Here is an 11,829-nt window from a genome sequence, read left to right on the forward strand (position 1 = left end):
AGGATATATGGCCGCCTATCTTCTATTCTAACGCACGATACTGATACTTCTGGCTTCTTCGATCCCTCCAATCTCTGTTTTCAGTATGTAAACTCCCGATGGAAGATTTTCAACGCCTATACTAAGAACAGAACCACTTTCATGAAGAACTCCCGATTCCGATACAACACAACGTCCGGATAAATCGTAAAGATCAAGCTTCCACCTCTCACCCGATTCATGGGAGACCATGACATCAAGGGTTTCAAGGACAGGGTTGGAAAGAACCGTGAATAATTCATCATCGGCAACCGAATCGTTAATACTCTGCCTTGATGAAGATGATTCTTCTAGGGTATTCATTGTTCCATCACCTGGGGGATGCAATATTCTGAATTTCTCTATGTAATGATCAGGTCCGGTGCAGATGAAATACCGAACAAGAGCCGAGCCTGATTTGTAGATATTTTCGATATTAGCTGTACAACAATGGAATTGGGAATCAATCCGATGTGTATTTGAACACCATCCCGAGCATAGGCGATAGCTCTTTCTTCCCGTTTCTGAATTAACACAGTACGCGTATGCGGAACTTGAATTAAAGCCACACTCACTGCCAGTTATCCAGAAATACTTTGAATCAGTGGAAAGATACGGCATTATCGTACCGGGTCCGCCCATCCAAAAAGCTCCACCGGAATTGTTAAAAACATGATATTTAGTATAGAAGGTATGACGAAGAATTGACCCATCGGGTTTAACTATTGGAATATAGAAATTTAAATGACCAGGTTCGTCATGGTACATCCAGAAACCGCACCAGTAGAAACAGCTGCCCATAAAATCGGCTTCCTCAAGTCCTATCCGGGAAAGATTGACTTCCGCAACTATATCGGCAGCGACATGTCCTTTTGCAATGTTACCATACCTGCCCCACCAGGGTCGTCCCCAGCGATTACTTAAATCAGGACCAGTTTCGTATCCCTGTGGATAAAATGAAGGATTCTCGCTCCTTCTCCCTCTGATCCAGTTCCAGCTTTCGTAACCTGCTCTGGTTGCCGGTACTGTTTTTGGAAATCCGTCCATCGGGTGTGCCGCAAGATCCCTGGGACCCTGATTACTCTCAGGATACCACTTGCCTATGTGTATCTGTATAGTACCCGCAAACTCCGAAGGAAGATCTCCATCGTATGTATAGTGTACCGCGTAACTGGCATCAGGCTCTTCAGGGAACTCTCCCCCAAGATTGTTCTGAAGAATGTCAACCTGCTCAGCGTTTCCCGAAGGCGTATCCCTTATAAAATCTCCATGATCCCTGGAATCCCAGTCTACCATCTCGGCGATTTCCCCGCTCATCCATATTACGTCTGTAAGTTCAGCTCCGGATGAATTCTCAACCATTGCAGGTTCGGAGTAGATCACAAGCATGTTAAGGGCTTCGTTGTCGCTTTCTCCGGGGATGTATCCGTAAACGTTTTTGTACAGGTTTCTGTTGCCATCACCGGAATCCATTTCCCCTTCAACACGGTCAATCTCCTCCAGAAGGAACTCCACCGGATCCTGCCCGATATCATCTGAAAGACAGTAATCGCATTCGGTATTACCGAACTCTCCGTATTCCGTACTTCCTATGGTAATTGCATCTCTCATATTCAGTTCTGAATTTACAGCAGTTTCTTCATGAGACCTTGCCGGAAACGTATTGAAACGTTCTTCATGCATTTGAAGACTTGGTGGCGAAAGTATTTCATCCACTGCTTCATTTCGCTCAAGTTCCTGGAAAAACCGGAGATCCTCCCTCAGTTCCTCAAGGTATTCCAACGAAGCTGAATTTCCTGAATGATCCTTTCCGCCACCCTTCCAGGTTCCTATGTATTTAACATCAACACCATCGGATTCTACAGTTGATCCGGAAGTGTAGATTATCACAGCACCAATACTGGGAAGGAAATTGTCAACGATGATCCCTTCGGTATCATGGTTCGCACTCCCGAGATCATCTACGGGAAGCAGCATACTTCCCTCTGACCTTGAACCATGGCTTACAGCTGTAACGTTTACAGCGTACCTTCCATCCGGAAAGAAAGCCTCCCTGTTGCTTGCAGGTTCTCCTGAAATACCCCGCCTGGCAAGAAAAGTATCCCAGGCTCCCTGACAGATGCCGGTTCTCCAATCGTTTATATAACCTGCGCCGGTAAAGACATTGTCCCAGCCGGTTTGCCAGATCGAAGGATTCAAATAGCTGCTGTTGGTGACGATGTAGGCGTTCATGTTGTACCACCAGGCGGGGTCAAGTGCCCCACCACCATTGGGTAATTGGCCATCCGGAAATATCGCCCGGTATCCGGGCGAGTCTCCATTAGGAAGCTCATCACGCATCTGCATAAGGAATCTTTCTCCGAAAATCCCGGGTGCTGCAGGTAAATAGTCAACAGGTGACTGTGGATCCTGTCTTAGGATTTCGTACGAAACGGAATAGACTCCGGCTGAATCTCTGTCAGATAATCCCTGAAATGCTGAGAATGGTGATACCGCAATATCTATAGCCCCGCTTACAAATTTCTGAAAAACGTTCCGGTTTGGATTCCCCGGAGCATATCCTAATTGAGCATATGATTCGTATCCATCAGGGGTGAACCAGATCCCTCTATTAGCAGCTGGGGACAGCATTTCTTCCCACTTCACATGATTGAATTGTATTTCATCGTAGTCAGAAAGATCATCATCGAAATAATCGAACGGATTGTACAAACCTGGCGGTGATCCCGGCTGGATAGGATCCACCCATTGCAGATGCATATGCAACGGTGCTGAAACATTATACAATGAACATGGAGCTAAGGGTTGATGGTTAAGTACCATCGAACCGGTTGAGAATGGCCATAAAGCGGGATTGTCAATGGCCAAGTGGGCAATACCCCATCCTTCTTGGCTGGCCGGATCAAGTCCAAATACCATTGTATATCCAAGTCCGGAAAAAGTCCCGAGAGTATAGCGAGTTCCGTTTGTCGGGAGAAGAACTGGATCTTCGAAATCTGCTCCAAAATCCAATCCCGGATGTGCACCCTCTGACTTTATACACCAGTCACCATAACCACCGTTTATACTGTGAGGTGCTTGAGCATTTTGGAAGAAAGGCCAGGAGACCAACCAGGGTATACCTCTATCATCAGAAAAGGCAGCAGTTTGTATGATGAGCAGAAATGCTGTTAAGTAGGTAGATATGCTTTTCATTCCTCATCACACCCTTCAACACGAGATATCAGAACCTGATTATAATCAGAGTAAATAAAACGTTTTCCATTAGACTGGATGCTAAGTGTATTACCGGTTAATTCATATTCAAGATTATTATTGGGTCCATGGATAATAAGAGAACTAGAATCAACACTGTATGGAGATGAAACCCAGAGAATCATTCCATTACTATCAGTGTAGATAACCTTTCTCAAGTTATGATTTTGATAAAGGGGAGGTAAGCAAACTGAAATTGACAATGAAGACCCGTTACATGCAACTGCAACAGGAACTCCATGATCCCAGTTTTCTGTAGGATAGTACATTTCATTAATTGATTCCATGCTTTGAATATCTGAGCCAAACGCAAGACCTCTGTGAACAATATGAGATGCCCATCCAGTGCGGCTAACGCTTGGAACAGGTGCATTCATCTGTGTGTCAAACTTTGCCCAAAGAAGCTCACCGGTGAAACCATTATGGCATTCTAATCCGTGTAGAGTAGCCAGCAAAACGATAGAACCATCAGCATTCACAAGAGGAGGGCAAGGAAGCCCTCTCTCCAATTCCATCTCCCAAAGAAGCGTTCCATATTTATCGTATGCCGAGAGCAAATTCCATGATGCAAAAAGTATTAGTGAACCATCTGAGGCGTGTGCAAAGTGTGTGAACATATCAATTGGTATTTCTGTAGAACAAAGTAGATTGAAATCAGGGTCGTAGAATTCAAGCAGACGATAGGGATTGTAATTGTTCCAGCGGAAAATAGATCCATCATCGTTAACAAACTGAAAGCCTGTCCAGCCAGTGTTCTGAAGAGGCTCAAAGGTTCGAACTTCACCGGTCTCTATATCTACAAATTCAGCTTCACGGGAGTATATTGATTCCCGGCTGCCATCCAATACCGGTCCCATGATAAGTGCATACTTCCCATTACGGGAATAGATGATACCCCTTGGAGAGCAAGTTAATGGAATATCACGGACTTCTTCATCCTCCTGAAGAACAACCAGTCTGTCTTTCAGAAGCATTATGATACGCCACTTCTCACCATTTTCTGTAGGTATGAAAAAGCCCTGGCAACCAATGCTTGCCACGGGGCCGTTGCAGTTCTCTCCCCATCCAATTGGTTCACCATAATCAAGCGGGTTGATCACAGCTTCTTCAACTACTCTATACCCCGGCGCAGTCCATTCCTCATCCGTCTGGTCAAGAATGGCTGGCTGGGTTGTTGTTATTCCTATAAGCGCCATCAGTAATAAAAGCATATCGTTCTCCTCAGTTTATTATTACAATTCTTTGTGTCTTAATATCATTCATGTCGGTCTGCAGGAAGTAAATACCTGGAACAAGGTTTTCTGTATTGTAAGAATATGTCCCTGAATCAGGCGTAGTGAATTCTTCTACGACTCTGCCTGATATATCAAGCAGTCTTATCGATGTTTCCTGATAAGTGCTCACCGAAAATTTAATTGAATTATGCGACGGATTGGGTGATGTAATGCTGAAAGATTGCATGGGGACTTCTAACGGAGATGTTTCACCGATGGCAACATCATCCCATGAAACCGTGATACTGTTCAGAACAGGAGTCTGAACTGAATCGGGGCTGTTCATGAGAATCCTGTACTGGAAATACCTTGTGGTGTCAGCAAGTATACCGTAAAGCTCCTGCGGTTCGTAAAGCTCTTCTGACCAGCTTCCCATATTCTCCCAGTCGTCGGAGCTTCTTACCTGTACGGTCAGTGTGGAATCAACGGGACATTCCGATGTCCATGAAATATCACTCCACAGCTGCTGCACCTGCGCATCAAGGATGGTTGAGACAAGTTCACCTGCATGAGAGATAAAACCAGGGCTCCAGTATTTGATTGCTTCTCCCACACCTGCGGCTCCAACTATCTCAAGACCGGGTACAGTGTCTATTTCAGCGGCACAAACAGCGGTGGCTCCATCGAGTTCGCCGATAAGGTATTCTTTCCACTCATCTTCGTATGTGTATTCGTACCAGCGCACCTCGCTTGCATTACGACCCGCGGCTACGATATTCAGCCAGTCATCACCATCCGACGCGATATCACAGATGCATACACCAGAAGCGCCCCGAAGGGTATCGGTTACCGTGTGTTTGTACCAGCAGGCGCCGTGGTCTGCGTTTTCGTACCAGTATACGGCATCATCATCGTAACTGCATACGGCTATATCCGGTAATTCAAGCGCGTCACCATTGATATTGCCCAGTCGGATGCACATGGGATGGAAAACGAGTGAATCGATAACATGTTCCTCAAAATCGTCGAACCAGCTAATGCATTCCAGGTAAACTATTCTGGCGTTGTTGTACTCGGCAAGAACTATGTCCAGATCACCGTCGAGATCAATATCCATAACGTCAATCGAGGATATATTCGGATATTCACCTGGTATCTGAAAATGCTCCCATGTGACACTGTCACCTTCCATAGAAGAAACATAGTTGTGAAGAATGCCCGTTGCAGACTCGCATACAAGAAGATGAACACTGTCACCTACCATTACAGGATAAATCTCCCCGGGATTGTCTATTCTATCAATGGGATGTGGTATCCATAGATATTCACATGAATCACACTCGAACCAAAACAGTGAATCATCGTAGAAAGCGGAAGCTGCCACATCCATGTAACCATCGTTGTTAACATCGCAGGGCCTGGCGCAGTTGGCGCCATCGAATTGGGCGGCTATTTCAACAAGTGTCCAGGATTGTCCGTTGCCTTCGTTCCTGTACCACGCAACGATATCATCCGACCATGAGGCAACAAGAAGATCAATATCGGTATCGGAATCCATGTTCACGGGAACAACCGAGTACGGAGCACTCGCTGAAGCGTCTATAACATGCTCGGGACAGTTCTCAGCATAATCAAGATAAAGACTGGTTTCTGAATTGAACCAGTTCATGTTCTCGGAGGAAGTGAAGAAATTGCTCCAAGATGTTACCGGACCCATCTCACCCGGGCCGCCCTGCCATGTGGACTGGGTTTCATCGAAATCCCCGAAGCAGTTCAAAGCGCAAACAAGCATGTAAGCTGTTAATACCATTAATACCCCCGCCTTTATGCATCTTTTAATCATAATATTGAATTAATATGGGGGGGGGGGATTCTGTAAGTCAATGTGCATGGGGTCGGACGTAACTTCTGGTTACTTCACAAGCTTAGATCCTTGGTGTCCCATATGATTCGAAGCTCGAAACTATTCTTAGATTGAATCACAAGACTTGCTGAATTACTGAGAACTCTTACGGCGCGATCTAACAGTATTTTTTCATCTTTATCTCAGAATGCACATGGCTGGACAATTGTATACAGTAATTCTCATAACAACGGACATTATTGACTATGAAACAAAAAATGGGTAGTTTTTGTTTCATAATACTTGGACGGAGATATGAAACATTCTATTGATAACAAAGTGTTTAAGCGGATCACTGGTCATGGTCGCGGTTGGGTCTTCACTCCGGCAGACTTCAAGGATCTCGGAAGCAGAACTGCTGTGGCCCTGGCTCTTATGCGCTACAAGCGGGACGGAACCATCAGGCAGATCTCCCGGGGCCTATACGACTATTCTCGCAAGGATCCCATTCTTGGTATCCTGGCCCCCTCGATTGATCAGATTAAAGCCGCTCTGGAGTTACGCGATGCAGTTCGGCTCCAGCCTTCTGGAGCATACGCCGCCAACCTTTTAGGTTTAAGTGACCAAGTTCCCATGAAGATCGTATTCTTGACCGACGGACCCGCTCGGAAACTGCAGATTGGAAACAGTCAGATCCTCCTGAAGCGAACCACACCCCGTAATATGGCAACGGCTGGTAGGATCAGCGGGACAGTTATCCAAGCGCTAAGATGGCTTGGAAATACAAATGTGGATGACCGCGTTATATCAATCCTCAAACAAAGACTGAGCACCGAGGACAAAGCTCAGTTGTTTAAAGATATCCGCTACGCGCCCATCTGGATCGCCCAGATCATACGTACTATATCGGGGAGGGAATGAATTTTATGGATGGGTATCTTAAGCTACCTCCCGAACGAAGGCGCCTTATCTGCGAGCAAGCCGATGTACGCCTCAACCTACCCGCTTCGTCACTGGAAAAAGATTACTGGGTTTGTTGGATTCTCCGAGAGCTTTTCAGTATTCCAAAGTGGTGTGAGAGCATTACGTTCAAAGGTGGTACGTCTCTCTCCAAATGCTGGGGATTGATCAACCGGTTCTCCGAGGACATCGACATTGTGATTGATAGGAATTTCCTTGGATTCGGAGGCGAAAAGAGCCCGGAAAACGCTTCAAGCAGGAAGCAGACAAGTAAGCGTCTAAAGGAATTGAGAGAGGCATCACAGACTAAGATTCATAACAGTCTTGCACCTATTCTGAAGACAAGAATTAGAGCATCCCTCCCCTACTCTGATGAGTGGGATCTTTTTCCCGCTTCAGAAAAAGAAGACCGCGACAGACAGACAATCCTGTTCAAATATCCGTCAGCTATGAACGATACGAGAACATACGTTCGACGAGTGGTTAAAATAGAGATGGGCGCTAGATCGGATAATGAACCTGTCGAGGAGAAGGAAGTACATCCTTATGTATTTAATGTCTTCCCAGATATTATTGGTCCCAGTCAGTTTTCTGTGAAAGCTTTAGCACCGGAAAGAACATTCTGGGAAAAAGCGATGTTATTGCATGAGGAGACATATCGACCTGCTGATAAAATACGGAGAGATATACGGATGGCCCGGCATTACTATGATCTATGGTGCCTGATCACAAAGGGTGTTGCCAAGAGAGCAGTTGATCGCGAGGATATCTTCATTCGTACAGCAATACATCGGGAAGTTTATTTCAAACGGTCATGGATGGATTACAGCACTCTAACAAGAGGGAAGCTTCGAGTTATTCCGCCTCCAGGACAAGAAGCGGAATGGCGTCAGGACTATAAGGTGATGAGCAGGGAGATGTTCTTCGGTGAAGTCCCGGAGTTCGATGAGGTTCTTCGTGTGGTAACGGAGTTTCAGGATAAGTTCAATGCCGGCTGATACTCATGGATTACGTACAGAGAATTCTCCAATAAGCAAACAGATTATTTATTTTGGTCCCATCAAAGCGACCAAAGAGGATATATAGCCGCCTATCTTCTATTCTAACGCACGATACTGATACTTCTGGCTTCTTCGATCCCTCCAATCTCTGTTTTCAGTATGTGTGTGGGGTCGGACGTAACTTCAGGTAACTTCATAAGCTTAAATCGTTGGTACGGAATTTTGAACCGGGTCATAACCTTTTTCGTGCCGGAATATCGTCAGAATGAGTGATTTTCAGGAGATTTCGGTTAAAAGCTCGACCGCAGCGCACCGCTGAGGTTCTGCCGACTGTGGTGCGCTGCTCTCCACCTCCGCTCCGCTCCGGTTCTGTCGGTCGCCCCACACATCACGCGGACTTCCGGGTCATGGAGTTCAGCGCGGGGCGTCCTCTGGCTGCTCCGTCCCTGAACATTGTCCAGGGACTCCGCAGGAGTTGTGACCTGCGGCCACATTTTTTACTGTTGGTATTGGATTCCTGTCCACTCATTTGACTTTTTCTCTCCTGAATTACAGATAGACCCTGGAACTGGAAGTGCATTTTGATTTCAAGAAGTATTGGAAGCTCCTTGTTGTCATGAATTAAGATTCTCCCGGATCCTCTGGCAGCTTGAATTCAATAGGATGCAAAGACATTGAGAGCCCCACTTCCGAACGATTTTATTTTCAGCCTCGGGACGCGTATAATCATTTTAGAAAAACCAGAGTACAACACAACTGGATCAGCGACAATTAATATTCCCGTCCGGAGAGGAAAATGCCGCTGGACAATTCATAACTTGGATTACTGATCAACTACCCATACTATAGATATTAACATTATTGAAATACTAATATACTTAATAATCTTCATGTTATGAATCTTTCAGTAGTACGGATTTCCAAGAAGTTATATTCCATTGATTCACTCTCTCCAACTCTTCACCCGTTTCCCATTTCACCTATTGCTCAACATATGCATCAGCCGCAGCCTTTAGGATGTCGGCTGGAGGATGCTTTGGTTCGGTCACTCAATGGTGTCTGAATGTTGTTCCCACCAACTTAGCAAGGGGTCTATCTGGAAGGGTTGCCATTTCAACTGGCTATCCGCAGCAGCTTTCAAAAAGAAATCAGCGGCATAATATCTTGCGGTAATACTATTACTTGTTTTCAGCACGTCTACAAGAAAAGCCATTTTGTCCTTCTTTGAGAGGTTATATCGGCCACAGACAACATGAACAAGATGAGCATGGTTGATCGGATCTAGTTCCAAGTAAGTCTGCTCCAGTTGACTAAGGGACAGTTCCGAGGGATCAATGCAGGAAACCAAGTTCATGTTAAGATAGCCAGGCCTGATCGGTGAACCGTATGATATCTGGATGCTCACATATGCGTTGGCAGCAACTTTTCGAAGAGGAAAAGACTTGTCTTCGGAAAATTCCCGAAGTTGATCGAAAGCTTTCCAATTGTCGTTTTGCGCTGCAAGGAGGACAGTCGCAAATTCAGTTGCAGTTTCTATGTTCTTTAGGGCTGTGTGGGCTTGTTGCGTCATCTTGTCAACTTGGCTAAGCTTCTCGTCTGTGGCTTTGCTTTTCTTCGTGAACTCATCAACAAGACCGTGTGCCTTGTTTGCACTCTTAGCCACGATGCGCTTTGTGCCTCAACTCTTTCTTTCACGCATGCAATGTCGGATGCATCAGTTGTAGCTTGTCGGGCTGCTGCTTTGATTTTTCCGACCCACTTGAAGGAAACCTCTATTGCTCTGTCCTGCAAAGTGAGAAATACACCCGCGAACAATGCGATAATACAAATTGTGACAGCCCATTCTTTATGCGCATGATCAGAGCAAACCCACCATGCTGTAACGAGAAGCGCAATGATGATGATCAGGATCCCGACTATTCTCATTCTACCTCCAGTGACCGACGGAACGCTTAGGCTCAGTGGATTGCCATTCACTTTGTTAGTAACAGGCGGCAATTCCACTGCAGCCGCTTGTTCAGTATTTATTTATACAAATTTATCAATACTATTAACTATATCGGTTATTGCCTTCACTCCATGCAAATCAATCCCAAAGTCTTTGGCGTGATAGTCAGGGGAAATGGGAGCCGGTTCATTATTCCCATCTGGACCGATGAAGAATTTATGTGAAACACCGCAAAGAAGTTTTGTATTGGGAAGAGTGTAGGAGAATACATCACCATAGCAGCTTGAGCATCCTCCGGTAGGCTCTCCTATCAATTTACCAAGTCCATTTTCTTTTATCATTGCTGCGAGAGATGAGGCAGCGGAGAATGTGATATGACTTGTAATAACAAACACTTTCCCATCAAATAGTGGGCTTCTCTCGAGTGGAATTACTTTATCTACACTCATTGAAAAAATTGAGCCTGAAGACATTCTCAGGGGTGCCCAGAGAAAGGAAACTGGAATCATATTCTTAGGGAATATTGCTGTTTTTCTATATCGTCCGGCATACATCTTTTTAATCTTTTCCGATATTTTCATCTTCATTCCGGTGAACTGACAAATCGGTTGATTTGTAAGATAGGCACACAATTCATCGCCAATTGATGAGGATCCTCCACCGTTATGCCTAAGATCAATAATAAGGTTATTAACTCTATCCTTGGCCAGATTTTCGAAGACTTTTTGAATAAATGCTTTAAACTTGGTCTCGTCTTCGCAGCGAAGTAACGTGAGAACAGCACAGCTATTATCAGCATGTATATCAATTGTGTAAGATTCTGCAAGTATTGGATTAGTTCTTGTTTTGTCATTCATTGAATCTGCCCGATTAATCCCAGGTACTACAACTTCCTCAGGTCCAGAATCTCCTACTAACTCAAGCAAATACTTCTCTGATCCATCTCTCAGCAGGAACAGCAACTTTGAAAATTCACTGGAAGTATGACCATATTTGAAATGGAGATTTTCTCCACTTAGCATAGAGGTCATCTCAGTCATCAGATGGCTAACAGGTTCATGGTTTATCTTACATATCCGCCTTCCAGATAGATTATCAAATTCCTCTAGAATAGATCCGGTGATGGTCATTTCTACAGGTGAGCACTTCACTTTTAAGGGGAACCTTACACTTCCGAAATGATCCGATTTGACATATTCTTCATGTGGGATATTTATCATTGTATGACCATCATTGAAATTAGCGGTAAATGGTGCAATTCGTGTATAAAACTCTGTCCTTGAAATGCCATCTTTTAACTGTGTTCTCACTTTATCCAGATGTTGTGCAGCCTTTTCCTTCGAAAAGCTGAAGTACAGATTGGGGTGAACCTCTTCATTAGTATTAACCATGTAATTGAGATCTTCAATTAGTTCTGCTTTAGTGTATCGTTTCCATAACTCAGCATCTTGAAGTTGGGTAACAAATGGGTAGCTTTTTTTTCTGCTAAATTTAAACATCTAAATCTAAGCCCTTCGCTATTATTTTACCTACTGAACGCTAAGGCTCAGTGGATTGCTGTATACTTTACCTTTAATCTAGCGGCAATTC

The 11,829-nt window shown here is 44.8% G+C and carries 8 protein-coding genes; 2 read left to right on the forward strand and 6 right to left on the reverse strand.

Features of this window, described 5'->3' with window-relative positions; all coding sequences use genetic code 11:
* Positions 1-27: 27 nt before the first annotated feature.
* From K8S15_08870 to K8S15_08880, 3 genes are read right to left on the reverse strand one after another with little or no spacing between them, the layout of a single operon-like run.
* Positions 28-3,213 carry a T9SS type A sorting domain-containing protein gene (locus tag K8S15_08870; GenBank protein ID MCD4776142.1) on the reverse strand — a complete coding sequence of 1,062 codons (3,186 nt, stop codon included), beginning with the start codon at positions 3,211-3,213 and terminating at the stop codon, positions 28-30.
* Positions 3,210-4,484 carry a hypothetical protein gene (locus K8S15_08875; GenBank protein MCD4776143.1) on the reverse strand — a complete coding sequence of 425 codons (1,275 nt, stop codon included), beginning with the start codon at positions 4,482-4,484 and terminating at the stop codon, positions 3,210-3,212. Before K8S15_08875 ends, K8S15_08870 begins: the two co-directional genes overlap by 4 nt.
* 10 nt (positions 4,485-4,494) lie before the next feature.
* Positions 4,495-6,297: a T9SS type A sorting domain-containing protein gene (locus K8S15_08880; protein MCD4776144.1), complete on the reverse strand. Its 1,803-nt coding sequence runs from the start codon at positions 6,295-6,297 to the stop codon at positions 4,495-4,497.
* Positions 6,298-6,645: 348 nt separating this feature from the next.
* On the opposite strand from K8S15_08880, the gene K8S15_08885 reads away from it, so the two are divergent.
* A complete protein-coding gene (locus K8S15_08885) occupies positions 6,646-7,251 on the forward strand; it encodes a DUF6088 family protein (GenBank protein MCD4776145.1) in 606 nt (201 codons plus the stop codon).
* Positions 7,252-7,256: 5 nt separating this feature from the next.
* Positions 7,257-8,288 carry a nucleotidyl transferase AbiEii/AbiGii toxin family protein gene (locus K8S15_08890; GenBank protein ID MCD4776146.1) on the forward strand — a complete coding sequence of 344 codons (1,032 nt, stop codon included), beginning with the start codon at positions 7,257-7,259 and terminating at the stop codon, positions 8,286-8,288.
* 391 nt (positions 8,289-8,679) lie between these two features.
* Here K8S15_08890 and K8S15_08895 read toward each other — a convergent pair whose 3' ends face one another.
* The 3 genes from K8S15_08895 to K8S15_08905 all read right to left on the reverse strand — a co-directional run bounded on the left by K8S15_08895 (position 8,680) and on the right by K8S15_08905 (position 11,738).
* Positions 8,680-8,820, reverse strand: a complete 141-nt coding sequence (locus K8S15_08895; GenBank protein ID MCD4776147.1) for a hypothetical protein — start codon at positions 8,818-8,820, stop codon at positions 8,680-8,682.
* A 516-nt stretch (positions 8,821-9,336) separates the two neighbouring features.
* A complete protein-coding gene (locus K8S15_08900; protein MCD4776148.1) occupies positions 9,337-9,954 on the reverse strand; it encodes a hypothetical protein in 618 nt (205 codons plus the stop codon).
* A 365-nt stretch (positions 9,955-10,319) separates the two neighbouring features.
* On the reverse strand, positions 10,320-11,738 hold the full coding sequence (locus K8S15_08905; protein ID MCD4776149.1) for a hypothetical protein: 1,419 nt from the start codon (positions 11,736-11,738) through the stop codon (positions 10,320-10,322).
* Between the last annotated feature and the right edge of the window lie 91 nt (positions 11,739-11,829).

It is taken from the genome of Candidatus Aegiribacteria sp. (assembly GCA_021108005.1).
Taxonomy (GTDB): Bacteria; Fermentibacterota; Fermentibacteria; order Fermentibacterales; family JCC-6; genus Aegiribacteria.

What these genes read in the sequence shown, in the direction of transcription:
- K8S15_08905 (MCD4776149.1), bottom strand. Translation starts at nt 11,738, where the DNA reads ATGTTTAAATTTAGCAGAAAAAAAAGCTACCCATTTGTTACCCAACTT.
- K8S15_08870 (MCD4776142.1), bottom strand. Translation starts at nt 3,213, where the DNA reads ATGAAAAGCATATCTACCTACTTAACAGCATTTCTGCTCATCATACAA.
- K8S15_08875 (MCD4776143.1), bottom strand. Translation starts at nt 4,484, where the DNA reads ATGCTTTTATTACTGATGGCGCTTATAGGAATAACAACAACCCAGCCA.
- K8S15_08880 (MCD4776144.1), bottom strand. Translation starts at nt 6,297, where the DNA reads ATGGTATTAACAGCTTACATGCTTGTTTGCGCTTTGAACTGCTTCGGG.
- K8S15_08890 (MCD4776146.1), top strand. Translation starts at nt 7,257, where the DNA reads ATGGATGGGTATCTTAAGCTACCTCCCGAACGAAGGCGCCTTATCTGC.
- K8S15_08895 (MCD4776147.1), bottom strand. Translation starts at nt 8,820, where the DNA reads ATGAGTGGACAGGAATCCAATACCAACAGTAAAAAATGTGGCCGCAGG.
- K8S15_08885 (MCD4776145.1), top strand. Translation starts at nt 6,646, where the DNA reads ATGAAACATTCTATTGATAACAAAGTGTTTAAGCGGATCACTGGTCAT.